Source organism: Pseudarthrobacter sp. NPDC058119 (genome assembly GCF_042884655.1).
Taxonomy (GTDB): domain Bacteria; phylum Actinomycetota; class Actinomycetes; order Actinomycetales; family Micrococcaceae; genus Arthrobacter.
In genome coordinates this window covers 62817-87989 of record NZ_JBHVTN010000007.1, presented here as the reverse complement: position 1 = coordinate 87989, position 25173 = coordinate 62817, and the positions used below count along the sequence as shown (strand labels likewise).

Annotated in this window: 23 protein-coding genes; 15 read left to right on the top strand and 8 right to left on the bottom strand. The window is 65.2% G+C overall.

Going from position 1 to position 25173, the window contains the following annotated elements; all coding sequences use genetic code 11:
• The first annotated feature begins 46 nt into the window (after nucleotides 1-46).
• The 6 genes from ACFVTD_RS15390 (at nucleotide 47) to ACFVTD_RS15365 (ending at nucleotide 6605) form a co-directional block, all read left to right on the top strand.
• Nucleotides 47-1024 carry an ABC transporter permease gene (locus tag ACFVTD_RS15390; RefSeq protein WP_387564552.1) on the top strand — a complete coding sequence of 326 codons (978 nt, stop codon included), beginning with the start codon at nucleotides 47-49 and terminating at the stop codon, nucleotides 1022-1024.
• A gap of 32 nt (nucleotides 1025-1056) precedes the next feature.
• Nucleotides 1057-1983, top strand: coding sequence for an ABC transporter permease (locus ACFVTD_RS15385; RefSeq protein ID WP_387564550.1), 927 nt, complete (start codon nucleotides 1057-1059; stop codon nucleotides 1981-1983).
• On the top strand, nucleotides 1980-2933 hold the full coding sequence (locus ACFVTD_RS15380) for an ABC transporter ATP-binding protein (protein ID WP_387564548.1): 954 nt from the start codon (nucleotides 1980-1982) through the stop codon (nucleotides 2931-2933). The genes ACFVTD_RS15385 and ACFVTD_RS15380 overlap by 4 nt, the downstream gene beginning before the upstream one ends.
• Nucleotides 2930-4000 carry an ATP-binding cassette domain-containing protein gene (locus ACFVTD_RS15375; protein ID WP_387564546.1) on the top strand — a complete coding sequence of 357 codons (1071 nt, stop codon included), beginning with the start codon at nucleotides 2930-2932 and terminating at the stop codon, nucleotides 3998-4000. Before ACFVTD_RS15380 ends, ACFVTD_RS15375 begins: the two co-directional genes overlap by 4 nt.
• Nucleotides 4001-4234: 234 nt before the next feature.
• Nucleotides 4235-5659, top strand: a complete 1425-nt coding sequence (locus ACFVTD_RS15370; RefSeq protein ID WP_387564904.1) for a glycoside hydrolase family 32 protein — start codon at nucleotides 4235-4237, stop codon at nucleotides 5657-5659.
• 187 nt (nucleotides 5660-5846) lie between these two features.
• Complete coding sequence (locus ACFVTD_RS15365) at nucleotides 5847-6605, top strand: phosphatase PAP2 family protein (RefSeq protein WP_387564544.1); 759 nt, start codon at nucleotides 5847-5849, stop codon at nucleotides 6603-6605.
• 55 nt (nucleotides 6606-6660) lie between these two features.
• Here the strand turns inward: ACFVTD_RS15365 and ACFVTD_RS15360 are convergent, their stop codons facing one another.
• Nucleotides 6661-7251, bottom strand: a complete 591-nt coding sequence (locus tag ACFVTD_RS15360; protein ID WP_387564542.1) for a TetR/AcrR family transcriptional regulator — start codon at nucleotides 7249-7251, stop codon at nucleotides 6661-6663.
• Between the two features lie 111 nt (nucleotides 7252-7362).
• On the opposite strand from ACFVTD_RS15360, the gene ACFVTD_RS15355 reads away from it, so the two are divergent.
• Complete coding sequence (locus ACFVTD_RS15355) at nucleotides 7363-8502, top strand: ABC transporter permease (RefSeq protein ID WP_387564540.1); 1140 nt, start codon at nucleotides 7363-7365, stop codon at nucleotides 8500-8502.
• A gap of 351 nt (nucleotides 8503-8853) precedes the next feature.
• On the opposite strand, the gene ACFVTD_RS15350 is transcribed toward ACFVTD_RS15355, so the two are convergent.
• A complete protein-coding gene (locus tag ACFVTD_RS15350) occupies nucleotides 8854-9285 on the bottom strand; it encodes an acyl-CoA thioesterase (protein ID WP_387564538.1) in 432 nt (143 codons plus the stop codon).
• 107 nt (nucleotides 9286-9392) lie between these two features.
• Nucleotides 9393-10289 carry a LysR substrate-binding domain-containing protein gene (locus ACFVTD_RS15345; protein WP_387564536.1) on the bottom strand — a complete coding sequence of 299 codons (897 nt, stop codon included), beginning with the start codon at nucleotides 10287-10289 and terminating at the stop codon, nucleotides 9393-9395.
• A 104-nt stretch (nucleotides 10290-10393) separates the two neighbouring features.
• Between ACFVTD_RS15345 and ACFVTD_RS15340 the strand changes: the two genes are divergently transcribed.
• Genes ACFVTD_RS15340 through ACFVTD_RS15320 form a run of 5 tightly spaced genes read left to right on the top strand, consistent with a single transcriptional unit; the run spans nucleotide 10394 to nucleotide 15819 of the window.
• Nucleotides 10394-11653, top strand: coding sequence for a CaiB/BaiF CoA transferase family protein (locus ACFVTD_RS15340; RefSeq protein ID WP_387564534.1), 1260 nt, complete (start codon nucleotides 10394-10396; stop codon nucleotides 11651-11653).
• 27 nt (nucleotides 11654-11680) lie between these two features.
• Nucleotides 11681-12886 (top strand): acyl-CoA dehydrogenase family protein, encoded by a 1206-nt coding sequence (locus ACFVTD_RS15335; protein WP_387564532.1) that lies wholly within the window; start codon nucleotides 11681-11683, stop codon nucleotides 12884-12886.
• Between the two features lie 31 nt (nucleotides 12887-12917).
• Nucleotides 12918-14144, top strand: a complete 1227-nt coding sequence (locus ACFVTD_RS15330; RefSeq protein WP_387564530.1) for an acetyl-CoA C-acyltransferase — start codon at nucleotides 12918-12920, stop codon at nucleotides 14142-14144.
• Nucleotides 14141-14947, top strand: a complete 807-nt coding sequence (locus tag ACFVTD_RS15325; protein WP_387564528.1) for an enoyl-CoA hydratase/isomerase family protein — start codon at nucleotides 14141-14143, stop codon at nucleotides 14945-14947. Before ACFVTD_RS15330 ends, ACFVTD_RS15325 begins: the two co-directional genes overlap by 4 nt.
• A 2-nt stretch (nucleotides 14948-14949) precedes the next feature.
• Complete coding sequence (locus ACFVTD_RS15320; protein ID WP_387564526.1) at nucleotides 14950-15819, top strand: 3-hydroxyacyl-CoA dehydrogenase family protein; 870 nt, start codon at nucleotides 14950-14952, stop codon at nucleotides 15817-15819.
• A gap of 63 nt (nucleotides 15820-15882) precedes the next feature.
• Here ACFVTD_RS15320 and ACFVTD_RS15315 read toward each other — a convergent pair whose 3' ends face one another.
• Together ACFVTD_RS15315 and ACFVTD_RS15310 are read right to left on the bottom strand one after the other, a co-directional pair.
• Nucleotides 15883-16716: an NAD(P)-dependent oxidoreductase gene (locus ACFVTD_RS15315; RefSeq protein WP_387564524.1), complete on the bottom strand. Its 834-nt coding sequence runs from the start codon at nucleotides 16714-16716 to the stop codon at nucleotides 15883-15885.
• Nucleotides 16717-16734: 18 nt separating this feature from the next.
• On the bottom strand, nucleotides 16735-17148 hold the full coding sequence (locus ACFVTD_RS15310) for a carboxymuconolactone decarboxylase family protein (protein WP_387564522.1): 414 nt from the start codon (nucleotides 17146-17148) through the stop codon (nucleotides 16735-16737).
• A gap of 116 nt (nucleotides 17149-17264) precedes the next feature.
• Between ACFVTD_RS15310 and ACFVTD_RS15305 the strand changes: the two genes are divergently transcribed.
• The gene (locus ACFVTD_RS15305) at nucleotides 17265-17894 is read left to right on the top strand and encodes a TetR/AcrR family transcriptional regulator (protein ID WP_387564520.1); all 630 of its coding nucleotides are present in this window, start codon (nucleotides 17265-17267) and stop codon (nucleotides 17892-17894) included.
• A gap of 69 nt (nucleotides 17895-17963) precedes the next feature.
• Here ACFVTD_RS15305 and ACFVTD_RS15300 read toward each other — a convergent pair whose 3' ends face one another.
• The 3 genes from ACFVTD_RS15300 to ACFVTD_RS15290 are packed head-to-tail and all read right to left on the bottom strand — an operon-like array spanning nucleotide 17964 to nucleotide 22017.
• Nucleotides 17964-19343: an NAD-dependent succinate-semialdehyde dehydrogenase gene (locus ACFVTD_RS15300; protein WP_387564518.1), complete on the bottom strand. Its 1380-nt coding sequence runs from the start codon at nucleotides 19341-19343 to the stop codon at nucleotides 17964-17966.
• Nucleotides 19344-19387: 44 nt separating this feature from the next.
• Entirely contained in the window at nucleotides 19388-21031 is a 1644-nt protein-coding gene (locus ACFVTD_RS15295; protein ID WP_387564516.1) for a flavin-containing monooxygenase, read from the bottom strand.
• A gap of 53 nt (nucleotides 21032-21084) precedes the next feature.
• Nucleotides 21085-22017 (bottom strand): alpha/beta hydrolase, encoded by a 933-nt coding sequence (locus tag ACFVTD_RS15290; protein WP_387564514.1) that lies wholly within the window; start codon nucleotides 22015-22017, stop codon nucleotides 21085-21087.
• A 244-nt stretch (nucleotides 22018-22261) separates the two neighbouring features.
• On the opposite strand from ACFVTD_RS15290, the gene ACFVTD_RS15285 reads away from it, so the two are divergent.
• Both ACFVTD_RS15285 and ACFVTD_RS15280 read left to right on the top strand, forming a co-directional pair.
• Nucleotides 22262-23320, top strand: coding sequence for an alcohol dehydrogenase (locus ACFVTD_RS15285; protein ID WP_387564512.1), 1059 nt, complete (start codon nucleotides 22262-22264; stop codon nucleotides 23318-23320).
• 105 nt (nucleotides 23321-23425) lie between these two features.
• Nucleotides 23426-25159 carry a helix-turn-helix domain-containing protein gene (locus ACFVTD_RS15280; protein WP_387564510.1) on the top strand — a complete coding sequence of 578 codons (1734 nt, stop codon included), beginning with the start codon at nucleotides 23426-23428 and terminating at the stop codon, nucleotides 25157-25159.
• The last annotated feature ends 14 nt before the right edge of the window (nucleotides 25160-25173 follow it).

The window sequence follows — 25173 nt, the reverse complement described above, 5'->3', positions numbered from 1 at the left end:
GTCGGGCGTACCCAAATCTTCACCACTCCCGAATTGGAGGGAAACCGTGCGCTTCATCCTGCGCCGACTGGGTTTCTACCTGCTTGCCTTCTGGGCATCCATCACCCTGAATTTCCTGCTCCCGCGCTTCATGCCCGGGGACCCCGTATCACGCATGTTCGCCCGTACCCAGGACAGAATGCAGCCCGAACAGCTTGAGGCCCTGCGCAAGCTGCTTGGCGTGGACAACCGGCCCATCTGGGAACAGTACGGCGGCTACCTCCAGAACATCCTCACCGGACAGATGGGGGTATCGATTACCCGCTTCCCCACCCCCGTCACGGAAGTCATTTCGTCCCAAATCGGCTGGACCCTCCTGCTCGGCGGAACCGCCCTGGTGATTGCCGCCGTCGTGGGCAACCTGCTGGGCATCCTGGCAGCGTGGCGCCGCGGCGGCGCCATCGACTCGGCCCTGCCACCCGTGCTCGTCTTCATCGGATCGTTCCCCTACTTCTGGCTCGCGATGGGCGCCCTGTACCTGTTCGGCGTCGTGCTGGGCTGGTTCCCCATCCGGCACGCATTCACCGATGGCCTGGAGCCCGGCTTCACCTGGGAGTTCCTCAATGATGCCGCCGCCCACCTTGTACTCCCGGCGCTGACCATCGTGCTGGTCTCGATTGGCGGTTGGATGCTGGGCATGCGGAACACCATGATCGCCACCAACTCCGAGGACTACATCACCATGGCCGAAGCCAAAGGCCTGCGCCCCGGACGGATCATGCTCCGGTACGCCGCCCGGAACGCGATGCTGCCCTCGGTGACCAGCTTCGGCATGGGCCTGGGCTTCGTCGTCGGCGGGGCCCTTCTCACCGAGGTCGTCTTCGCCTACCCGGGCGTCGGCTACCAGCTCCTCAACGCCGTGCAAGGCCTCGACTACCCGCTCATGCAGGGCCTGTTCCTGACCATCACCGCCGCCGTGCTGCTGGCGAACTTCCTGGTGGATGTCCTCTACGTCCGCCTCGACCCCCGCGTGCGCAGCAACTGAGCAGTGCGTACCCCGTAACCAAGGGACCGACCATGACCAGCGTTATCCTCCAGCAGCCAACTGAAGCAAAAGCTGCCCGCAAAACCAACCGCGGTTTCATCCACGGACTTCTCACCAGCAGGAAGGCCATGACCGGCATGGCCATCATGCTCGTCTTCATCGTCCTGGCCCTGGCCGCACCGGTACTGTTCCCGGACGACCCCTCCCGGATCACCGGGATGGCATCACTGGAACCAGACAGCGAACACTGGCTCGGAACCACCGCCAAGGGCCAGGACGTGCTCGCCCTGACCATCCACGGCGCCCGAAGTTCCCTGCTCGTAGGGCTTACCGTCGGGTTCGCATCCACCTTCATCGGAATCCTCGTTGGCCTGGCATCGGCCTATTTCGGCAAATTCATCGACGAAGCACTGTCGCTGCTGACCAACGTCTTCCTCCTCCTCCCCGGCCTGCCGCTGCTCGTCATCCTGGCCGCCTTCCTGCCACCAGGACTGGGCACGGTCATTCTCGTCCTCACCGTCACAGGATGGGCAGGATCAGCGCGCGTTCTCCGGGCACAGGCCCTGTCCATCCGTTCCAAGGACTTCGTCGCCGCCGCCGTCGTCTCCGGTGAACGCGCCGGCCGCATCATGTTCCGGGAAATCCTGCCGAACATGGCATCGATTGTGATGGGAACACTCCTAGCCTGCGTCATCTACGGCATCGGGGCCCAAGCCGGCCTCGAGTTCCTTGGACTGGGTGACGTCAGTACCGTCTCCTGGGGCAACAACCTTTTCTGGGCCGGAAATGAAGGCGCCCTGCTCACCGGAAGCTGGTGGGTCTTCGTCCCCTCCGGCCTGTGCATCGCACTGGTGGCTTTCGCCCTGGCCCTCATCAACTACGCCGTCGACGAAGTAACCAACCCCCGGCTGCGGAAGATCCGCAAGCCCGCCACCACCGAAAGGAGCGCGGTACAGTGACCGTCTCCCAAACCTCCTTCGGCTCCCACGAACCCGTCCTCGACGTCAAGAACCTCACCGTCCAGTACATCGGCGACACCCGCTCGACTACGGCCGTGGACAACGTATCGTTCAGCATCGGCGCCGGCGAGGTGTTCGGGCTGGCCGGGGAATCCGGTTGCGGAAAGTCCACCATCGCCAACTCCATCATGCGGCTGCTCAAGGACCCGGCGAAGATCGCCGCCGGCAGCATCTCCTTCGGCGGCAAGGACGTGCTGGCCATGAACCAGGACGAGCTGCGCCGTTTCCGCTGGCAGGACGTCGCCATGGTGTTCCAGTCCGCCATGAACTCGCTGAACCCGGTGCTCACCATCGGGGAACAGATGGCAGACATCTTCACCACCCATGCCGGCTACTCGCGCAAAGAATCCCTGCGACGCGCGGCGCAGCTGCTGGAAGTTGTCAGGATCGATCCAGCACGCCTTAAGTCCTACCCGCATCAACTTTCCGGCGGGATGCGGCAACGGGCCGTTATCGCCATGGCTGTAGCACTGAAGCCGTCACTGCTGATTTTGGACGAGCCCACCACTGCGCTGGACGTGGTGGTGCAGCAGGAGATCATGGCCCAAATCAAGGACCTGCAGCGCGAGCTGGGCTTTTCGGTCCTGTTCATCACCCATGACATGTCCTTGATGGTGGAACTCTCCCACCGCATGGCCGTCATGTACGGCGGCCGGATCGTGGAGACCGCCAAAGCCCACGACATCTACACCAAGCCCGGGCACCCCTACACCCAAGCCCTCATGGGCGCATTCCCGCCGCTCACCGGGCCGCGGATTCCGCTTACGGGCCTGCCCGACGGCGTGAAGTTCCGGAACATTCCGGACCCCGCCGAAGTTGCGCCCGGCCACTTCGTGGCCCCGTTTGATTCCGACGCCGAAGCCGCCGTCTTAGAAGGAGCAGCACAATGAGCCACGCCGTCCACTCCCCGACACGGCCCGATGTTTCGAGCCAGACCCCGGCCCTTGAAGTGCGCGGATTAGGCAAGTCGTTCCACATCGGCGGCCTTTTCTCCGGCCAGACGGTCAGGGCGCTCCACGGTGTCGACCTGACCATTGGACGCGGAGAGATTGTGGCACTGGTCGGGGAGTCAGGTTCAGGCAAAAGCACCCTGGCCCGCTGTGCCGCCCGCCTGGAAAAGCCGAGCGAAGGCGCCATCCTGCTCGACGGCGTCGACGTCCTCAAACGCGACCGGTTCCAGGCCTCACGGGCGTTCCGGTCCCAACTGCAGATGGTGTTCCAGGACCCCTTTGGCTCGCTGAATCCTGCCCACCGGATCGAGCATTTCCTCCGCCGGTCCCTCACCATCCACGGCAAAGGCGGCTCCGGCAAACGCGGTTCCGAAGAGCAGACCAGGCTCCGCCTCGAAGAACTCATGACCACCGTCGGTCTGCAGCCCGACATGCTCGACTCCTACCCCCACGAGCTCTCCGGCGGGCAACGCCAACGAGTCGCCATCGCGCGGGCCCTTGCCGTGGAGCCAAACGTCATCCTCGCCGACGAACCGACATCCATGCTGGACGTATCGGTCCGCATCGGCGTGCTGAACCTGATGCGGAAACTGCGGGACGAGCAGGGCATTTCCATGCTCTACATCACCCACGACCTCGCCTCCGCCCGGTACCTCGCGGACCGGACGGCCGTCATGTTCGCCGGCGAAATCGTCGAAGAGGGTGAATCACTGGACCTGCTGGCCAACCCTGGCCACCCCTACACCCAATTGCTCGTCTCAGCCGTCCCCGACCCGGCCCGGGCCGGGTCCTACGACCCCGTTCACCGCGCCCAGCTCCGGCAGGCCGTCATGGCCTCCACCGCCTGCGCCTTTGAAAACGATCCCGGTCAACGCTGCTCAGCCGAAGAACCCGTCCGGCACCAGGTGGGCGACCCCCTCAACAGCCACTGGGTCCGCTGCCACCTCTACCGCCCACGGGCCGGCGGCGGCCATGCACTGGCGACAGAACCCCAGCCTGCAGACTGACGTTCCCACAGCCCCACCATTAACGCCCTGGCAGCACCGACGCTGCCCACCGAAAGGTATCCGATGCAAGATTCACCCGCCGTATCCCGGCGCGCCCTCCTGACCGGAAGCGGGGCCGTTGCCCTCAGCGGATCGCTCGCCCTCTCAACGCCATTCGCCCAGCCAGCGGCAGCGGCACCCCCAAACGCCCCCGCCACCGCACCGGCCAAGCCGCCCTACAAAGGAACAACCCGCATGCGCCCGACCTATCACTTCAGCGTCCCCGACAACTGGAAGAACGACCCCCAGCGGCCCATCTACATCGACGGCGAATACCACTACTACTACCTCTACAACGCTGATTACCTGCAGGGCGGTGGAGGCACATCCTGGCGCCGTGCCACCACCACCGACCACGTCTCCTTCCGCGACCGCGGCGTGGCCATCCCGAAATTCAGCAACGACAACGGCGACTGCTGGTCGGGCTGCCTGGTTGTCGACGATCGGAACACCGCCGGCTACGGAGAGGGGGCGGTCATAGCCCTCGTGACGCAGGCACCCCAGGGCCGCCAGGCCCAGTACCTTTGGTACTCGACAGACCGCGGGGGTTCGTTCCAACCAGGTGGCACTGCCCCAGTCCTGCCAAACCCCGGCGTGCAGGACTTCCGCGACCCGAAGGTCATCTGGGATACCGACCGGAGCCAATGGTTCATGGTCAACGCCGAAGGGACAAAGCTCGGCTTCTACACCTCGCCCAACCTGCGTTCCTGGCAGCGGGTCGGTGAATTCGTCCGCACTGACCTGGGCCTGCTGGAGTGCCCGGATCTTTTCCGCATGACCGCCGACGACGGCACTTCGCACTGGATCCTGGGTACCAGTGCCAACGGCAAAGGCCGCGGCCTTCCGGCAACATACGCGTACTGGACCGGAGCCTTCAACGGCACCGCGTTTGCTCCCGACCATGCCGAGCCGGAATGGCTGGACTACGGTTATGACTTCTACGGCGCAGTGACCTACCCCCATCACGACCCGTCCGGCGCCGAGGATGCCACCCTGCGCAGGGCGCTTGGATGGGCGAACTTCTGGGACTACCCCCACAACACTCCGACCCTGGCGACCGACACCTACAACGGCGATGACATGATCGTGCGGGACATCCGCCTGAAGAAGGGAAACGGGGGCTACCACCTCGTCTCCACCCCCACCGCCGGCCTGGCCAACTACATCCAGCGCAGCCACCACCTGGGTGACGTTACGGTCACGGGAACCCGCGACCTTGAGGTCAGGTCACTGGCCTATGACCTGACCTGTGAGCTCGTGTGGGACCCGGCGGCCCCTCCGTCCAACATCGGCCTTGAGATCTGCCGTGCAGCCGGTGGGGGCCGCCACGTCGCCGCCGGTGCGTTCCTCCGCGGCCCCTTCGCCTACGTCAACCGGCGGCCCACCATCAACCCGACCGGCGGGGAAAGCCAGACGCCCATCGATCCCTCGACAGGGCGCCTCGCACTGCGCCTCCTGGTGGACCGGACCAGCGTCGAAATGTTCGTAGGCGACGGACGGGTGGTGCACTCACACCGCGTGTTCCCCCTGGATGGTGACAACAACATCCGGCTTTACGCCAACGAAGGAACGGCCATTTTCGGCAACCTCACCATCAACGAAATCAGTGCAGCGATTTAGCGCAGCGTTCCGGCAGGTCCTTCCGCGGCTGCGGCTACCATGCGGCGAAATGACCTGCCGCTCCCCTACCAACGCCGCCCGGGAGACTCATATGGTCCGAAGGAGTACTACCGTAAGCGGTCGGCCTCAAATTCGAGTACACCGTACTCGTGCCACCGGTCCCATGCCATAGGTAGCCTCAGTTTCCATGTCTGAGGAAGCAGCCCGCAGCAAAGCTGAGAGTGCCCGTATGCGCCTGGCCGTCCTGCCGCAGGTACGGCACTGGGTGTTCTGGCCTGTCGTAATTGGCACTGCTGTCCTCGCACTCGGCTTCACCATGAAGAACCTTCGCGGACCAACATCCGTGGAGGCCGCCGTCGACCAGTTCTTCAGCGCCCACCACACACCCCCGCTCAACGCCGTGGCCCTGGCCTTGGACATGGGCTTGGGGGATCTCAGCGGCGCGATACTGCTCGCCGTGGCAAGCCTGTACTTGCTGCTCGTCCGCCGCGCTCCCGTAAACGCCATCGCCTTCGGTGCCGTTACCGCAGTCGGTTGGCTCTCCTGCCACCTGGTCAAAGCTGCTGTGGCCCGTCCCCGGCCCGACCAAAGCCTTCTAACTCATCCGCTCATTCCCGCACCGGACACCCACAGCTTTCCCAGCGGCCAGGTCTGTCTGGCAACCGCTGTGGCCTTCGCCCTCTGCTACCTCGCACGAGGGACACGGTGGCAAAGACGGGCTCTGGGACTCGGAATCTTGTTCGTCCTCATGGTGGCCTGGTCGCGGCTCTACCTTGGCGTCCACTACCCGACCGATGTCCTGGCGTCCATCGCCACGACCACCTCAGCAATCCTTTACTTCTCGGGCCTCTGGAACCGGTACGCGCGGGGATTCATCAGCAGGATAGGACTGTTGGCGTGGTTCGGCCCTCTTCCGGCACGCGCAGACGCAGCTACAAAACAATAACCGTTGTCGGCCTTGCGGGAGGGTGATGCCGGCAGGGGCGTCCTCCCCCTCTCGATCACAGGCCCGCGAGGAGGGCTCGGGCTGATTCAAGATAAGCCGGCCCCGATCCTTCTTCCCCGAGTGCGGTCTGGACGGCGTAGCCCTGAATGAGGCCCATAACGGCGGGAGCGAGGCGGCGGGCCTGCGGGGCGGCATCGTCGGCGGGGCGGGATGCGCGCAGCCACGCTTCCAAGTAGCTTTCGATGTTGCCGCGGATCTGGGTGAGGATGTCCCTCGCAACCGCCCCCAACTTGTCGTTCCGGACGGCCTCGCCCCACACCTGCACCGCGACACCCGGGAAGAAGTCCATCTGCATCAAGCCGGACATGAGGGACACGACCGCCTCGGCCGGCGGCGGAACCGAATCATGGCCGCTCAGTCCTTCGAGCGCCTCCATGCGCTCTTCGAACACACGCCGGCCCGCGTCGACAATCAGTTCCTCCTTGCTGCGGTAATAGACATAGACAGCACCGGCCGAGAGGCCGGCTTCCGCGATGATGTCCCCCATCGAAACATTTGAGAGGCCCTTTTCCGCCACGCACGCCAAAGCGGCCTGCTGGATGCGCCCACGCATGGCGGCCCTGTGTTCCTCGCTCACTTTCGGCATGGGTCCACCGTACGCGAAAGAAAACGAATGATCATTCTTGACTGCGCCTTGTCAGGGAATAATAATAATAAAGAACGAACATTCTTTTTCTAGCCTTCCGGGAGGACGCCCATGTCCAGCACCACCGAACGCGCGGAAGCCCCAGCACGTACAGCCGGGCCGGCAACCGGACCGCACACCCCCTGGCCCCACGCACTGCGCACCGCCCTGCTCGCAGCCATCGCCGTCTGCACGGTCCTGCTGGCTTTCGCATGGCCAAGCGTCACGGCCAAGGTCCAGAACCTTCCCATTGCCGCGGTGGGCAGCCCGGAACAAATTTCCCAGGTCACCTCCAACGCTCCGGCGGGCGCACTGGACGTGCTCATCGCGTCGAGCCGCGAGGAGGCAGTTGACCTGATCAAGCAGCGCCATGTATACGGCGCGATCGTTCTTGGCGCCTCGCCGGAAATCCTCGTCGCCAGCGCCGGAAGTCCTGTCGCATCGCAGGCCCTGACCCAAATGGGCGCCACGATGCAATCACAAATCCAGGCCCAAGCCATCACCAAGCTCCAGGCTGCGCTCTCCCAAGCGGTGCAGGCCGTGCAGGCGGCCACGAATGGGCAAGCACTGCAGAACCGTCCAGTGGTGCCGTCCCAGCAAGGCACCCAACCCGCCGCGGTCCCCCAAGTGGCATTGACCGACGTCGTACCTCTCTCCCCTGACGACGCACGTGGCACTGGTCTTGCCGTCGCCGGCCTGCCGCTCGCAATGGGCGGCATGATCGGCGGCGTACTTATCTCACTGCTCGTCTCAGGCACATGGCGCCGGCTCGGAGCGATCCTCACCTACGGCGCCATCGCAGGGCTCGCACTCGCCGGCATCCTGCAGGGCTGGTTTCACACGCTCCAAGGCAGCTTCTGGGCCAACGCCGGTGCGATCGGGCTTGGCATTGTTGCAACCGCAGCCATCATTATCGGCCTGAACGCGCTCATTGGAAAAGCAGGCATTGCAGTGGGCGCCGTCATCACCCTCTTCATTGGCAACCCGCTCTCGTCACTGACCCAACCTAAGGAATTCCTCCCGGCACCCTGGGGCGATGTGGGCCAATGGCTGGTCCCGGGCGCCTCCGGGACACTTCTGCGCGACCTCTCCTACTTCCCCGACACATCCACAATCTTCGCCTGGCTTGTGCTTGCGGGCTGGGCTGTAGCCGGCGCAATTCTCATCGTTTTCGGCCACTTCCGTAACGCCCCCGCCGTCGCGGACATGTGAAGCCGGGAGAATATGATCAAGCCCGGGACTTGCTCCCGGGGAGCCTGAATATCTGGGCGCCGTCGCGGTGCAGGAACAGCGTCCTGCCTCGGCCATCGTTTTGAATCAGCCAGAGGATGTCGGCGGCATCACCAGCCGCGACATAGACTTGGCCCGCACCATCAGCCGCCACGCCACGGACCTCGGGGTCGCCCCCGCGGACTGAGTCCCCGCAGTCGAGTACAGGCAGGACCGTCGAGGCGCTAGGCGCTTTTACGGAATCACCGTTGTCGGATTTTGCCCGGACATCAGTGGATGGCATTCTCTTACCTCGCGGCAGTGCGGGTGTCTTTGGCGAACGACCGCTGTATGTCAGGCGGGTGGACTTTCCATGAAGTGATGTCTGGGGATCCTGTCCCTGTCGTAGGTGATCTCCGTGTAGCCGTGCGGCTCTGGCTTTCCCTCGATGTTCAGGTTCACGAACACGATTTCTTCAATGGTGAGGATACTGCGCCGGGTGATCATGTTCCTGACTTCCGCACGCATGGTCAACGAAGTACGGCCAAACTTAGTAGCTGTAAGGCCCATTTCGATCAGGTCCCCCTGTACGGCGGAGCTGACGAAGTTGATTTCGGAAATATACTTTGTCACCGCCCTGCCGTTGCCCAGCTGGATGATGGCATATATGGTTGCCTCCTCATCGATCCATTTGAGAAGGCTTCCGCCAAAGAGGGTGCCGTTGGCGTTGAGGTCTTCAGGCCGCACCCACTTACGAGTGCGGAAAGTTATATCTGAGGATTCCATGGTGCGACCTTACTTGGCCGTAACCACAGTTACGTGTTCATGTCGTGGAACAAGTTCCGCAAGGACCAGCTGCCTCGAGTCTCGGCTATCGCTACCCGCCGGCGTTGCTAATCGCAGCCGGGCCAGACCTCTTCGGCAAGCGTGAGGACCGGCGGGAGCGCCGGGTTGTCCGAGTCGCCGCGCCATGCCATCCGGAGGTAGATGGGCAGGGTTTCGTCCAGCACCTTCAGGAAGCGGACATGCGGGTCGGTCACGTTTTCAGCTACCGAGGACACCGTCAGGGAGCAGCCCACCTCGGCCCCCACCAGCGCCATGGCGGTCCAGGAATCCGGGGCGCGCTGCACAATGTCCGGATCGAAGCCCGCCCCCAGGCTCAGCCGCCGCAGCCTGTCACTGAGCACGGACCCCTCGTGCGGGGGCAGGGCCACGAAGGGCTCCCCCGCCAGGTCTCCCATCCGGACCTCGCCATGGTCCGCCAGCGGGTGTGAGGCAGGAACGGCCAGCACCAGGTGTTCCTCCACGATGATGCGGGACTCCACTCCGGCGGGGACGAAATCCCAGCGGCCCAGGCTGACATCCACGTCACCGCGGAGCACGCGCGCCAGGGCAGGCAACGCGAAGTCCTGGCTGTTCAGCCGCATCTCGATGCCCGGATGTGCCTTGCGAACTTCCCGCGCCAGCACGCCCACCAGCACGTGAGTAGACGCTCCCGCGTAGGCAAGTTTCACAATCCCCACCTCGCCGCGACCGGCCGCCAGCGCGGCTGCTTTTGCCCGCTCCGCAGCTGCAAGGATTTCGCGGGCCGACCCCACCAGCGCCATCCCTGCCGCAGTCAGCTGCACGCTGCGGGTGCTCCGGACAAACAGGTCCGTTCCCACGTCGCTTTCCAGCTGCCGCACCGTTCGGCTGACCGGCGGCTGGGCCATGTGCAGCCTTTGGGCTGCACGGCCGAAGTGCAGTTCCTCCGCCACCGCCAGGAATACCTTCAGCTGTTGAATCTCCATCCCCCGATTATTGCAGAAGGGGCAATAATCGAGGAGGGAATAAGTATTGGACGCGCTGTAATGCCCGGTGCGATAGTCAAAGGAATCCCATTGGAAGAGGACCCATGACACTCCAGAGCAACGCCGCTCCCCCGCCGCCGGGAGCGGCGCCGCACCACCCAGAGCACGACGCCGAACCGGCAGGCGCACGCCGGGATGCGTTCGGCCGCGAAGCCAGCGGACCCCTGGCCGGCATCGTGGTGGCGGACTTCAGCCGCGTCCTGGCCGGGCCCTACTGCACCATGCTCCTGGCAGACATGGGCGCCACCGTCATCAAGGTGGAGAGCCCGGCCGGCGACGAAACCCGCGCCTGGAAGCCCCCGGTCTATGACGGCCAGTCCACCTACTACCTCTCCATCAACCGCAACAAGCGCTCCATCGCCCTGGATTTCGGAGATCACGACGACGTCACTACAGCCCGCGGGATTGCTGCAGGCGCCGACGTGGTGCTGGAGAATTTCAAGCCCGGCGGCCTGGACCGCTTCGGCTTGGACTACGCCACCATCGCCGAAGACAATCCCTCGGTGGTGTACGCGTCCATCACGGGCTTCGGCAGCGCGGGCGGAGCCAACCTGCCAGGCTACGACCTGCTGGTCCAGGCTATGTCCGGGCTCATGAGCCTCACCGGTGACCCGCAGACCCCGGCCTACCGGTCCGGTGTGGCAGTCTTCGACGTCATCACCGGGCTGCATGCCGCCGTCGGCGTTCTCTCGGCTCTGCACGAACGCAGCCAAAGCGGCAGGGGGCAGCGCATCGAAGTGAACCTCATGTCCTCAGCCCTGTCCGGCATGGTCAACCAAACCGGCGGCTTCCTGCTCAGCGGCAACGTGCCCACCCGGATGGGCAACGAACACCCCAGTATCTACCCCTACGAGCCGCTGCCCACAGCGGACGGGGACATCGTCCTGGCCATCGGCAACGACCGCCAGTTCACCACCCTCTGCACCGTCCTCGGCCAACCGGCCCTGGCCACGGACCCGCGCTTCGCCACACCGCCGGACCGCAGCCACAACCGCGCCGAACTGCGGCCCATCCTCGTGGACCTGCTGGCCGGCAAAACCGCCGCAGAATGGTTCGACGTCTTCACAGGAGCCAAGCTCCCCTGCGCGCCGATCAACGACGTCCGCGGCGGCATCGACTTCGCCCAGCGCCTGGGCCTGGAACCCGTGGTGGAGGTGGGTGCCGGCGAAGAGTCCATACCAGGAGTCCGCAACCCCATCACTTTCTCCGCAACACCCGCCAGCTACGACCTCGTGCCCCCGGGCATCGACGCCGACCGGGACGACATCGTCCAGTGGCTCCGCTGCACCGGACCACACTCCTGACCTCCCCAGCTACAAAAAGGACCAGCCATGACCGCCACCACCGAAACCCGGGCCGCCGCCATCTCCGACTATTTCCTGCTCGACGACGGCCTGACCGCGGAAGAGATCGCCATTCGGGACAAGGTCCGCGACTTCGCCGAAAACCGCGTCCTGCCCATCATCAACGGGTACTGGGAAAGGGCGGAGTTCCCGGCGGAACTGATCCCCGGCCTCGCCGAACTGGGGATCATCGGCACCTTCATCCAGGGCTACGGCTGCCCCGGCATGAGCCGCAAGGCCGCCGGCATGGTGGCCCGCGAAATGGCCCGGGCGGACGGCAGCATCAACACCTTCCTGGGTGTGCACTCCAACCTCTGCATGGGCGCCCTGAACATGCTCGGCAGCGACGAACAGAAGCAGCGCTGGCTCCCGGACATGGCCCAGCTGAAGAAGACCGGCGCCTTCGCCCTCACGGAGCCGAATCACGGCTCAGACTCCGTGGCCCTGGAAACCAGCGCAACGCGCGACGGCGACACCTGGGTCATCAACGGACACAAGCGTTGGATCGGTAACGGCCACGCCGCGGACGTCATCGTGCTGTTCGCCCGCAACACCGGGGACGGCAAGGTCAACGCGTTCGTGGTCGAGAAAGACGCGGACGGCAACCACCCGTCCGGCTACAACCCCACCGTCATCACCGGCAAGATCGGCAAGCGCGCCATCCTCCAGGCGGACATCGTCATCCAGGGCATGCGGATCCCGGAGGCCAACCGGCTGGAGAACTGCCATTCCTTCGCCGACGTCTCCCGGGTGCTGCAGGCAACCCGCGGCGGTGCCGCCTGGGAGGCCGTGGGCCACGCGATGGCCTGCTTCGAGATCGCCGCCGACTACGCCGCCACGCGTGAACAGTTCGGCAATCCGATCGCCGGCTACCAGTTGGTGCAGCACAAACTGGCCAACATGCTCAGCGAACTCACCACGATGCAGCTGATGTGCAACCGCATGGCCGAACTCGCCGACCAGGGCAGGCTCACCAACGCCATGGCATCGATGGTCAAGATGGCCACCTCCCAGAAAGGCAAGTGGATCTGCAACGAGGCCCGGGAGATGCTCGCCGGCAACGGCCTGCTGCTCGAAAACCACGTCGCGCGCCACCTGACCGACATGGAAGTGGTGTCCACCTACGAGGGCACCGAATCCATCCAGGCCCTGCTGGTGGGCCGCGACATCACCGGCATCTCGGCCTTCCGCTAAACACGGACACCAAAACCAAGGAACCAACATCATGACTGAAGCTTTCCTGATCGGCGGGGCCCGCACGCCCGTCGGCCGCTACGGCGGCGCCCTGTCCTCCGTCCGCCCGGACGACCTCGCCGCACTCACGGTGCGTGCCGCCGTCGAACGCGCCGGCATTGACCCTGCCGCCGTGGACGAGGTGATCCTGGGCAACGCCAACGGAGCCGGCGAAGAAAACCGCAACGTCGCCCGGATGGCCTGGCTGCTGGCCGGCTTCCCGGACACCGTCCCGGGCATCACCGTCAACCGCCTCTGCGCCTCGGGCCTGAGCGCCATCATCATGGCCAGCCACATGGTCAAGGCCGGCGCCGCGGACATCGTGGTGGCCGGAGGCGTGGAGTCCATGTCCCGCGCCCCGTGGGTCATGGAGAAACCGGACAAGGCCTTCGCGAAGCCCGGCGCCGTGGCGGACACCTCCATCGGGTGGCGCTTCCCCAACCCGGCCTTCGAATCCGGGGAGCTAAGCCGCGACGGCAAGGCCACCTTCTCGATGCCCGAAACGGCAGAGGAAGTGGCCCGGGTGTACGGCATCTCGCGGGAAGACTGCGACGACTTCGCCGTCCGCTCGCACGAACGCGCCCTCGCCGCGATTGCCGCCGGACACTTCGATGACGAAATCGTCCCGGTCCCGGTCAGGGGCCGCAAAGGAACCGAAACCATCATGGACACCGACGAAGGCCCCCGCCAGGGCACCACCGCCGAGGTCCTCGCCGGGCTGCGGCCCGTGGTGAAGGGCGGCAGCGTGGTCACTGCCGGTAACGCCTCGAGCCTCAACGACGGCGCCTCGGCCATCATCGTCGCATCCGCGGCAGCGGTAAAGAAGTACGGCCTCACCCCGCGCGCCCGCATCCTCGACGGCGCCTCCGCCGGCGTCGCCCAGGAAATTATGGGCATCGGCCCAGTCCCCGCCACCCGCAAAGTCCTCGGCCGGACCGGCCTCGCCATCGGCGACCTGACCGCCGTCGAACTTAATGAAGCCTTCGCCTCCCAGGCCCTGGCCTGCATGCGCGAACTAAAACTCGAACCGGATGTTGTGAACAACTCCGGCGGCGCCATCGCCCTGGGCCACCCGCTCGGCTCCTCCGGCTCGCGGCTGGTCATCACGCTGCTGGGGCGCCTCGAGCGCGAAGACGGCGACGGCCGCAAACTCGGGCTGGCCACCATGTGCGTGGGCGTCGGCCAGGGTACGGCGCTGCTGCTGGAGGGGCTCTCGTGACGGACGTGTTGTACGACGCCGGCACGCACCTTGACGCTTCAGCGTTCGCCACGCTCCTGGTGGAGGAACGCGACGACCGGTTCAGGGTCCAGCTGCACCGCCCGGAGGTCCGGAACGCCATCGACCAGCAGATGGTTGATGAGCTCCACCAGGTGTGCGCCTACCTGGAGCGGACGCCCAAGATCCTGATCCTGTCCGGTACTTTTGCGGATCCTGTGACCGGCGCGAAGGCCGTCTTCGCGTCGGGTGCCGACATCGCGCAGCTGCGCGAGCGGCGCCGTGATGATGCGCTGGCCGGGATCAACTCAGGCATCTTCGACCGCATCGCCAAGCTGCCCATGCCCGTAATCGCCGCCCTGGACGGCTTTGTCCTCGGCGGCGGAGCGGAGCTGGCGTATGCCGCCGATTTCCGTATCGGCACCGATGCCGTGCGGATGGGCAACCCGGAGACGAACCTGGGCATCCTCGCCGCAGCCGGCGCCACCTGGCGTTTGAAGGAACTGGTAGGCGAGCCGCTCGCCAAGCACATCCTCCTTGCCGGCAAGGTGCTGACCGGGCAGGAGTGCCTGGCCACCGGACTCATCACCCAACTTGCCTCCCCGGACGGGCTGCTGGACGCCGCCCACGCGCTGGCGGACACCATCGCGGCCCAGGACCCCCTGGCGGTCCGCATCACCAAATCCGTTTTCCATGCTCCCCGGGAAGCCCATCCCGTCATCAACACCCTTGCCCAGGGAATGCTCTTTGAATCCCAGGCCAAGTTCGACCGCATGCAGGCATTCCTCGACCGGAAGAAGAAATGAATATGAACCACACCGCAATTGCCGATGGCCTGCCCGGACGGGTTGGCGTCCTGGGTGGCGGCCGGATGGGGGCCGGCATCGCGCATGCGTTCCTGGTAAAGGGCGCTGACGTGCTGGTGGTGGAGCGTGACGAACAGGCTGCCGGGGCCGCAAGGGAGCGGGTGGAGTCCGCCGCGGCGAAGAGCATCGAGCGTGGCGTGGTGGACGCGAACCTGGATGAGCTGGCTTCGCGGCTGACCGTGGGCGTCGATTATGACGCCTTCAAGGACCGGCAACTGGTGGTCGAGGCCGTGCCTGAAGACTGGGACCTGAAGGTCTCTTCGCTGCGCGGGATCGAGGAACGCCTTGCACCCGAGGCGATCCTCGCCTCGAACACATCGTCATTGTCCGTAAACGGGCTGGCCAAGGAACTGCAGCGGCCAGGGAATTTCCTGGGCCTGCACTTCTTCAACCCCGTACCGGCGTCCACGCTCATCGAAGTGGTGCTCGGCGACCAAACCGCACCCGGACTCGCCGACGCCGCCAAAAAGTGGGTCGAGGCACTCGGGAAGACCGCCGTCGTCGTCAATGATGCGCCGGGCTTCGCGTCATCCCGGCTGGGCGTGGCCATCGCCCTGGAGGCAATGCGGATGGTTGAGGAGGGCGTGGCGTCGGCCGGGGACATCGATAACGCCATGGTCCTGGGCTACAAGCACCCGACGGGTCCCCTGAAGACCACGGACATCGTTGGGCTGGACGTGCGCCTGGGCATCGCCGAATACCTCCAAGCCACCCTGGGCGACCGGTTCGCCCCGCCGCAGATCCTGCGCGACAAGGTTGCCCGCGGCGAACTGGGTCGCAAGACCGGCAAGGGCTTCTTCGACTGGAGCTGACCTGTAACGGGAACTGAAAAGCCGGCCGGGGAGGATCCCGGTCGGCTGTTCGGCGTGTGCCTGCTATTTTGCCTTCGGCTTCTTGCCCATGGAGTCGAACAGCTGGGTGGAGGACAGGGCGTTGAAGGGCATGGCCACGTTGTGTTCGAGGCCCTTGAGGTGGGCGGCTTTGAGGTCCTTCAGCAGCACTGCGAGCGCGGTATCCGCGTTCCATTCAGACACGGAGTCCCAGTTCCGGGCCACCCAGCTGTCGCCGGTGCTGGCCCGGAACAGGTTCAGCAGCTCGTCCTGCGGCAGGTTGTACTGCGCGCCGAACTTGAGCCCCTCGGCCACGGCGTTCATGGTGATGCCCAGGATGAGGTTGTTGACCAGCTTTGCGGCCTGGCTGTTGCCGGGCTCGGCGCCGTAGTAGAAGACCTGGGAGCCGACGGCGTCGAAGTACGGCCGCGCGGCCGTCACCTGCGCTTCGGGGCCGGACGTCATGATGGACAGGGTGCCTGCCTCGGCACCGGTGGCTCCCCCACTGACTGCGGCGGCGATCAGCTTCGCGTAGCCGTTCTCCTCTACCTGCCGGCCCAGGTCGTTCATGGTGTCCGGGTCCAGCGTGCTCATCACGATGATGGTGACGTTCTTGGGTCCCGCGGACAGCAGCCCGCCCTCCCCGAGGATGACGTCCACGTTCTGGGCGTAGTCGCGGACCATGGAGACGATCGCGTCGTCGGCCTTTTCGGCGACTTCCCTCAGGGATTCTGCGATGGTGATTCCCGCCGCACGCGCCTTCTGGCGTGAGCCTTCGAAGGCGTCATACCCGATCACCTCGAATCCGGCCTTCTTCAGGTTGACCGCCATGGGCAGTCCCATGGTTCCGAGTCCGACGAATCCGATTCTCTTGCTCATGATGAATCCCTTTCGCTGCTAGTTGTTGGTGGCTTCGGTGGCCATGCCGCGCTCCGCCATGACTTCCTTCACCAGGGTCAGGCCGTTGAGGACGCGCGGGAAGCCGATGTACGGGATGCACTGGATCAGGGCACCCACGATCTTCTCCTTGGTCAGGCCCACGTTGAAGCCGACGTTGATGTGCAGCTTCAGCTGGACCTCGGTCCCAAGTGCCGCCAACGTGGAGATGGTCACCATGGTCTGTTCCTGCCGGGTCAGGCTGCCCCGGGAGTAGATGTCCCCGAATGCGAAGGACACGATGTAGTCCGAGAGATCGGCGTCGAGGGCTGCGTAGGATTCCACGAGCTTGGCGTGGTCGAACGTGTTGGTGTGTTCGCTGGAGACGAGTTCCATCATCCGGTCGAGTCCGCGCTGGTAACGGTCAGTGCTCATGGTGCTGCCCTTCTAGGCTTCTGTGTAGAGGAGTTGTTGAGTAGCATTTATAGAACGCTACGTTGCGTTTCAATATTAGCACTCAGCCTGTGCGGACGGAAGGGTCTATTGTGGCGATGAACGGTTCAGACACGGCCGACGGCGGCCCGGCCGGGGCAACAGCCTCAGGTCACCAGAAACGCCGCGCGCGTACGGAACGGCTGGTCCTGGACACCACGCGCGAACTGCTGGCGGACTCCGGGTTCGGCAGCCTGACCATCGAGCGCGTGGCGGAGCGGTCCGGCGTCGCGAAATCCACCATCTACCGCCGCTACCGCTCCCGGAACGACCTGGCCCTCGCCGTCCTGCTGGACATGCTGGGCGATGTCAGTACCATGCCGTACGCCAAGGACACCCGGGCCGAGCTGGCCCGCCTGGTGGACCGGACCGTCGACCTGATGTCCCACTCCCTGCTGGGGCGCATTATGCAGGGCCTGGTCTCGGAAGTAGCTGCCGACGTCGAACTCGCCAAGACCTACCGGGAGACTGTGGTGGCCAAGCGCGTCCGCGAGGTCACCGCCCTGGTGGAACGCGGCGTCGAACGCGGTGAACTGAGGGACGGGCTGGATCCGGTCCTGGTCACCGACCTCCTGCTGGGGCCCATCTACTACCGGCTGTTCCTCAGCGGCGAGCCACTGGACGGGGAGTTCGGAAGGCAACTCGTCGCCGCCCTTTACCCGGCCTTCGCCAAGAAGGCGCAGGCTTAAACCGGCAGTGCCGGACTGCGGGCAATTCACCCGCAACCCGGCACTGATTCCGCCCGGCAGACCCAAGGACTACTTCGTCCCGGGGCTGCGCACCAGCTTCTTGTTGGCGAACTCATTGAAGCCGAACCGGGCCAGTTCCCGGCCGAATCCCGAACCCTTGACGCCACCAAATGGCAGGTCTGCCGAGCTCTTGCTGGTGCTGTTGATCCACACCATGCCCGCTTCGAGCTCCCCCGCCAGCCGCTCAGCCTTGGCAGTATCGGCTGTGAAGATGCTGGAGGACAGGCCGAACGGCGAGTTGTTGGCCAGTTCCACCGCTTCCTCAACGGAGCCGACACGGTAGACGACGGCAGCCGGCCCAAACAGTTCCTCCGCGAAGGCCCGCATGTCCGTCGTGACGCCGGCCAGGACCGTTGCCGGGTAGTAGGCGCCGGGACCGTCGGGACGCTGACCACCCAACAGCAGGGAAGCCCCCTTGGCCACGGCATCCTGGACCAGTTCATCGAGTTCTTCCACCCCTGCCAGGGACGAGAGTGGCCCGAGCTTGGTCTCTGGACTGGTGGGGTCCCCCAACTGCCACCCCGCCATCGCGTCGACGAACTTCGGCAGGAACTCGTCGTAGACGCTGTCCGCCACAATGAACCGCTTCGACGCCGTGCAGGCCTGGCCGCCATTGCCGAGACGGCCCACTGCAGCGGCACTGGCTGCAGCATCGATGTCGGCGTCGTCCAGCACGATGAAGGGGTCCGAACCGCCCAGTTCCAGGACGCACTTCTTCAGGTTCCGGCCGGCTACCTCGCCCACAGCCGCCCCTGCCTTTTCGGAGCCGGTGAGCGACACTCCCTGCACGCGCCGGTCAGCGATGGCGGATGCCACCTGGGCTGACGAAATGAAGGCGTTGGCGTACACCCCGTCCGGCAGCCCGGCCTCGCCCAGGACACGTTCAATGGCCAGGGCCGACTGCGGGCAGTTGCGGGCGTGCTTGAGGATGATCGTGTTCCCGAGCGCAATGTTCGGGGCCGCGAACCGTGCCACCTGGTAGTACGGGTAGTTCCACGGCATGACCCCCACCAGCGGACCGATGGGTTCGGTGCGGACCACTGCCGTTCCGGGCCCCTTGATGGTCAGTTCCTCGTCCGCGAGGTACTCCTCGAGGTGGTCGGCGTAGTGCTGGTAGATGGAGGCTACCAGTTCCACCTCTCCCCTGGCCTGCGCGATCGGCTTGCCCATCTCAAGGGTGAGCAGCTTGGCCAATTCATCGGCCTGTTCCCGGTGGATCTCCGCGGCCCGGGTGAGGACGGCCCGGCGCTGTTCCAGGGGTGCGGTGCGCCAGGACCGGTAGGCCGCGGCGCTGCGTCCGATCAGGTTGTCCAGATCGGCGTCGGAGATCTCCGGGTATTCTGCGGTGGCATCCCCGGTGGCCGGATCTGTGGTGGTGTACACACCCATGGTCTGTTCTCCTTTGTGGTGGAAGCTGGTGGATCGGTGCCGTGTCAGGCGGCGACGGCGGCGGCCGGCTTGAGCTCGAAGCCGCGGTATCCGTTGGCGGTGACGTCCTCGAGGACACCGCGGTAGTTCCCCAGGCCGCCCAGGTAGAACAGCACACTGGGCTTCTTGCCTGGGACGTTGGCGCCGAAGATCCAGGACTCAACCTTGGTGAAGACCGTCATGTTCGCGATCGTGGTGCACAGTTCGGTCCATTCGGCCTCTGCCTCCGCCGTAGGTTCGATGGCCTGGATGCCGGCGCGTTCGGCGTATTCGATGGTCTCGCTGATCCATTCGACCTGGGTTTCAATGCTCGGCGGCAGGTTGGTGAACGGGCCGTTGGGTCCCAGAACCATGAACCAGTTGGGGAAATTGGCGGTGGAAATACCCAGGTAGCTGGTGGGCTGGCCATCCCAGTGGTCATTGATGTTCAGCCCGTGGCGGCCGACTATCTCCATGCGGCGGTAGTTGCCGTCCACGGCGTCGAAGCCGGTGGCGAAGACGAGGACGTCCAGTTCATGCAGCACCCCGTCTTCGGTGACCACACCCTTGGCCGTGACCTCGCGGATGGGGTTTTCCTTGATGGCTACCGCCTCGACGTTGGGCCGGTTGAAGACCTGGAAGTAGCCGTCGTCGCAGAGCGGGCGGCGGGCGAACAGCCCGGTGGGCGTCAGTTTGCGTGCAGTCTCCGGATCTTCGATGATCTGGCTGATCTTGTTGCGGATGAAGGCTGCCGCAGTCTCGTTGGCTTCCTCGTCCGTCGCGATGTCGCTAAAGGTTTCGAACATGAAGCGGAAGCCACCGCCGTATTCCCAGGCCTTTTCGTAGACCCTGCGGCGCTCTTCGTCGGTGACACTCATCGCGGGAACGGTGCTTTCCTCGAATCCGAACGCCACGCCTGAGCGCTTAACCTGTGCCCAGATGTTGTCGTAGTCGGCCTTGATCCCGGCGATCTGCTCTTCTGTGGCCGGGCGCTTGCCCACTGGCACTGAGTACTGCGGGGTCCTGACGAACACCGTCAGGTGCTCCACCTCCGGAGCCAGGGCAGTAATGACCTGCTGGCCGGTGGAACCGGTACCGATCACACCCACCCGGCGTCCGGCCAGCGACTTGCCCTCGGGCCAGGCCGCCGTGTGGATGGTCTCGCCCTCGAACGTGTCGATGCCGGGGAGGTTGGGGAAGTTGATGGCCGAGAGCAGCCCGACGGCGTTGACCACATAAGTTGCGCGGTAGACGGCGCCGCCGCTGGTGGTGACCTCCCACAGCTGCTCGTCCTCGAGGTAGACAGCGGACTTTACCTCGGTGCCGAAGCGGAAGTGGCGGCGGAGGTCGAACCGGTCCACCACCCCTTCCAGGTACTCAAGGATCTCCGGCTGCGTGACGTAGGTGTGCTTCCATGTACCGTCCTGCAGGAGGTCCTTGTCGAAGGAGAAACGGTAGACGTGGCTTTCGGTGTCCGAAAGCGCGCCCGGGTAGCGGTTCCAGTACCAGGTGCCGCCGGGACCGTCCGCTTTGTCGAAGCCGACAACGGTCATGCCTTGCTCGTTGGCAAACTTGTGTACGGCGTAGATGCCGCCGAAGCCGGCGCCGATAACCACGGCGTCAACGGTCTGGATGGTGCCGGCAGTTTGGTTAATGCTCTGTGCAGTCATGGCGAACTCCTTTGATCGTTCCGATGCAGGGGGATGAGTGGTGTGGGTGCGCGTTATTCCGCGTACCAGGCGGCGAGCTTTCCGAACTCCTGGGCAACGAGCGCCGAGCGCCCTGCCAGGAACGGGTAGACGTGCTGCTGGCCTTCGCCGATGGACAGGGTGACGTCCACGCCGGCGGCCTTGGCCCGCTCTTCGAGCCGGGTGGCGTTGTCCAGCAGGGACTCCACGCTGCCCGCGGTGATGTAAAGCCGCGGGAAGCCGCTGAAGTCGCCGTACAGCGGGTTGGCCAGCGGGGTTTTCGGGTCGATCGATCCGCCCAGGACACCGGCAATCATGCCTTCCAGCAGCTCCGGGGTGATGAGGGCGTCGGTGTCATTGTTGGTGACCAGGGTTTCGCCCTTGTTTTCCATGTCCAGCCACGGCGAGAAGGCGATGACCCGGCCTGGGGCTTCCTTGCCCTGTTCCTTGAGCGCCAGCGCGATGGCGATGGCGAGGTTGCCGCCGGCCGAGTCCCCGATAGTGGTGATGTTCTCCGGTGCGATCCCGGAGGCGACCAGCGCGTCGAAGGCCGCAACGCCGTCGTCCACCTGGGCCGGGTGCTGGAACTCGGGTGCACGGCGGTAATCCAGGACGAAACTTACGGAGCCCAGCGCCTTGGCGACGTGCGCGGCCAACTTGCGGTGGCTGGAGGCAGAGCCGACGGCGAATCCGCCGCCGTGGGTGTAGAGGAGGACCTTGGTGGTGTCCGCGCCCTGCGGAAGGCACCAAATACCGGGAACTCCGCCGACGGTGTCCTCGCGGTACGTCACGCCCTCGGGCTCGACGGTGGGCTGGTGCCACTCATCGAAGATGGACCGGAACAGGCGCATGGTCAGGTCCGGCGTGGCCTCCATGATCCGCGCCCAGTCGGCGTACAGGTCGCGCAGTACGTCCTGGGTTTCGGCACCGGCGGGGGCGGTGGTCTGCTCAACAACATTGGCGGTCATGATGGTCTCCTTTGACTCTGGTCTGGACTGCCGGCGGCCCGCTGCTCCAGCGGCCGCCCCGGCGTTGATTCAAAGGTAGGGGTGTGTTCCATGCCACAGGTGTTCCAATGTGAAACAATCGCCCGCCCCATAAATTGATACCCGAAGCGGCGGTAATGAGTGGCTGAATTGGTATTGGAAGCTACACCAATAGTTGGCCATGATTGGTTGATACCCATTTGCCCCAATGAAGAGGTGTACCCGCATGCACGCATTTGCCGTCCAGCCAGACGATGCAACCATCCACGACCTGGAGCTGCCGACGCCGCAGCCTTCCGGCCGGGAGGTCCTCCTGAAGGTGCTGCGCGCGGGGGTCTGCCACACTGACACGCATTTGCGTGAAGGCGGCTACGACCTTGGCAGCCGCGGACAGATGAGCCTCAAGGACCGCGGCATCGAGTACCCGATGGTCCTGGGCCACGAAGTGGTGGGAATCGTGGAACGGGCAGGTGCCGATGCCACCACCGTCCGCCCTGGCGATACCCGCCTTGTCTACCCGTGGATTGGCTGCGGTGAATGCCGCCAGTGCCGGAACGGCCACGACAACCGATGCGCTGCCGGCCGGAACCTGGGCGTCGCCCGTCACGGCGGCTACGCGGAATACATCATGGTGCCCGACGAAAAGTACCTCATCGACATCGAAGGCCTTGATCCGAGCTGGGCGGCCACCCTGGCCTGCTCCGGCCTCACGGCCCACAGCGCGGTGGACAAGGTCCTTCCCCTTGAACCGGATGAACCCGTCGTCGTCTTCGGCGCCGGCGGGCTGGGCCTGACGGCCATCGCCGTCCTGCGCGCACGCGGCCACAAGAACATTTGCGCCGTGGACGTCGCTGAGCGCAACCTTGAACTCGCCCGGGACATGGGCGCCACCAGCACCGCACTGTCGGGTCCCGGCAAGGACGCCCGGGACATTAGCCGGGCGGCCGGCGGCGCCCCCAGCGCAGTCATCGATTTCGTCAACAACGGCGCCACTGCCACTGCCGCCTTCGACATCCTCGCCAAAGCCGGGACCATGATCCAGGTGGGCCTCTTTGGCGGCGAGGTCACCATTCCGACGGCTATGCTGGCGTTGCGGATGATCCGGATCGAAGGCAGTTTCGTGGGAACCCTGGCGCAGCTGCGGGACCTGGTTAAAATCGCCAAGGCGGGCAAACTGCCCAGCATCCCGGTGTCCGAAAGGTCCCTGACAGCCGCCGAAGTGTCACGCGCCCTGGACGACCTGACCAGCGGCGGGGTTGCTGGACGCATTGTCCTGACTGCTTGAGAATGGGAAAGTGATCGACAAGTCACACCGCGAGGACGCGGTCCGGTCGGCCCGGGAGCGGCTCATACGGAAGGCCTCCTCCGGGCTTCCGTTCCGGCGTCCCTTGTGCCCGAGGAAATCGAACAGAGCTGGCGGCGTTCCGTTTCGCACCACGTAAACCCCACAGGTGGGCCGCACATCCTCGGCGAAATCGATCCGGACAGTGCCATCCTGCGGGCCGCGGGCAGAATCCTGGACCAGTGGCAGGACAACCTGACGGACACCCGCATGGCGCTCTTCCTGGCAGACGAGGAGGGGCGGATTGTTTCGCGGCGCATCATCGACGCCCAGGACACCCGGACCCTGGACAACGCCTACGCCGCGGAAGGTTTTGTCTTTTCCGAAAAGGCCCTGGGAACGAATGGGCTGGGGACCCCCATCGAAGGGCGCGGCGTGGTGTTCGTCCGCGGGACCGAGCATTTCAACGACGCCCTGGCGCAACTTGCCTGCGCCGGCGCCCCCATCAAACACCCCATCACCGGCCGGATCGTCGGTTCGCTCTCCATCGCCTCCCACGTTGATGCCGCCAGTCCGTTGATGGTCTCCATGGCGCGCCAGGCGGGCCACCAGATCGCGGAAGCACTGGAACTCATGGCCGATTCACGGAACCTGGAACTGGCCCGCACCTACCGCCGCTTCCAATCCTCCAAGAATCCGGTGCTGGTCATGAATTCGGAAACCGTCATGACAGACCTCCCCGCACTGGCCCACTTCGACGCAGAGTCGCACGCGTACCTGTGGGAGATGCTGCGCCGGCACCAGTGGGACCAGGACAAGGTACAGCTCGAGCTCCCGTTGCTCGGAACCGAAGCCGTGATCAGGCGGCTGGGCCGGCCGGGCCAGGACGCCATCTTCGCGCTCGAATTCACCAGGCCGGCAGGTGCGGAGGGCGCCGGACCGGAGACAGCCCGCACCCCGCAGAAAGCTGATGCGCCGGGACTCCGGGAGGTCCTGAACGGCCTGTCCTCGCGGCAGGCGCGCACCACGACGTCCTACAGCGCCCTTCAGCAGCAAATCTCGAAGGCCGCCGCCCTCGACGGGCTCATCCGGGTCATGGGCGGCCCCGGCGTCGGAAAGCGCCATCAGTCCTCAAAATGGCTGCGGCAGCGCGCCGGGCGCCAACCGGACACGTTTACTTCGGACGAGCTCACAAGCGACGCCTCGGCTTGGACCCGCATGCAGGCCGCCTTGGCGGAAGGGCGCGGCGTGATTGTCGAGGGAAAGACCGTCCCGGACGGGCTGCTGGAGCGCCTGATCACATTTGCCAGGGCGGGCGCCCCGGGCGCCCACCCCGGCGCACGCGTCATCCTCACGCAGCGGCCAACAGGCTGGGAGGGCCAGGGTGAAGAGGTTCCAGGCCTGCCCGTGCCCGTGTACGTTCCTTCCCTGGGTGACGTGCGGGAAGAACTCCCCGAAATTATCCGGGAGGTATCCGCCGAGCTCTTCCCCGGTGTCCAGGCCCCACGGTTCTCCCCGGCCGCACTGCAGTGCCTGTTTGCCTGGCGCTGGCCGGGCAACGTCGGGGAACTGGCCCGGCTCCTTGCCGCGCTGCGGCATTCGGCCGGGAACGGCCTGGTGGAGACCAAGGACCTGCCCACCGCGATGCGGCAAACGTCCCTGCCATCGCTGAGCCGCTACGAGCAGTCCGAACGCGATGCCATTGTGTCCGCCCTGGCGGAAGCCGAAGGCAACAAGTCCCGGGCAGCGGAGATTTTGGGCATCGGGCGCACCACGATGTACCGCAAAATGCGTTCCCTGAAGATCAACGCGGACGAACGGATGATCCTCCCCGGCGCGTAAGCAGACTCCGCTCA

Excerpts from the sequence above, each read along its gene's own strand:
- ACFVTD_RS15350 (WP_387564538.1), bottom strand. The coding sequence starts at position 9,285 with ATGGAATCCTCAGATATAACTTTCCGCACTCGTAAGTGGGTGCGGCCT.
- ACFVTD_RS15360 (WP_387564542.1), bottom strand. The coding sequence starts at position 7,251 with ATGCCGAAAGTGAGCGAGGAACACAGGGCCGCCATGCGTGGGCGCATC.
- ACFVTD_RS15370 (WP_387564904.1), top strand. The coding sequence starts at position 4,235 with ATGCGCCCGACCTATCACTTCAGCGTCCCCGACAACTGGAAGAACGAC.
- ACFVTD_RS15295 (WP_387564516.1), bottom strand. The coding sequence starts at position 21,031 with ATGACTGCACAGAGCATTAACCAAACTGCCGGCACCATCCAGACCGTT.
- ACFVTD_RS15310 (WP_387564522.1), bottom strand. The coding sequence starts at position 17,148 with ATGAGCACTGACCGTTACCAGCGCGGACTCGACCGGATGATGGAACTC.
- ACFVTD_RS15335 (WP_387564532.1), top strand. The coding sequence starts at position 11,681 with ATGACCGCCACCACCGAAACCCGGGCCGCCGCCATCTCCGACTATTTC.
- ACFVTD_RS15290 (WP_387564514.1), bottom strand. The coding sequence starts at position 22,017 with ATGACCGCCAATGTTGTTGAGCAGACCACCGCCCCCGCCGGTGCCGAA.
- ACFVTD_RS15315 (WP_387564524.1), bottom strand. The coding sequence starts at position 16,716 with ATGAGCAAGAGAATCGGATTCGTCGGACTCGGAACCATGGGACTGCCC.
- ACFVTD_RS15300 (WP_387564518.1), bottom strand. The coding sequence starts at position 19,343 with ATGGGTGTGTACACCACCACAGATCCGGCCACCGGGGATGCCACCGCA.
- ACFVTD_RS15345 (WP_387564536.1), bottom strand. The coding sequence starts at position 10,289 with ATGGAGATTCAACAGCTGAAGGTATTCCTGGCGGTGGCGGAGGAACTG.
- ACFVTD_RS15355 (WP_387564540.1), top strand. The coding sequence starts at position 7,363 with ATGTCCAGCACCACCGAACGCGCGGAAGCCCCAGCACGTACAGCCGGG.
- ACFVTD_RS15365 (WP_387564544.1), top strand. The coding sequence starts at position 5,847 with ATGTCTGAGGAAGCAGCCCGCAGCAAAGCTGAGAGTGCCCGTATGCGC.
- ACFVTD_RS15285 (WP_387564512.1), top strand. The coding sequence starts at position 22,262 with ATGCACGCATTTGCCGTCCAGCCAGACGATGCAACCATCCACGACCTG.
- ACFVTD_RS15305 (WP_387564520.1), top strand. The coding sequence starts at position 17,265 with ATGAACGGTTCAGACACGGCCGACGGCGGCCCGGCCGGGGCAACAGCC.
- ACFVTD_RS15375 (WP_387564546.1), top strand. The coding sequence starts at position 2,930 with ATGAGCCACGCCGTCCACTCCCCGACACGGCCCGATGTTTCGAGCCAG.
- ACFVTD_RS15330 (WP_387564530.1), top strand. The coding sequence starts at position 12,918 with ATGACTGAAGCTTTCCTGATCGGCGGGGCCCGCACGCCCGTCGGCCGC.
- ACFVTD_RS15320 (WP_387564526.1), top strand. The coding sequence starts at position 14,950 with ATGAACCACACCGCAATTGCCGATGGCCTGCCCGGACGGGTTGGCGTC.
- ACFVTD_RS15385 (WP_387564550.1), top strand. The coding sequence starts at position 1,057 with ATGACCAGCGTTATCCTCCAGCAGCCAACTGAAGCAAAAGCTGCCCGC.
- ACFVTD_RS15340 (WP_387564534.1), top strand. The coding sequence starts at position 10,394 with ATGACACTCCAGAGCAACGCCGCTCCCCCGCCGCCGGGAGCGGCGCCG.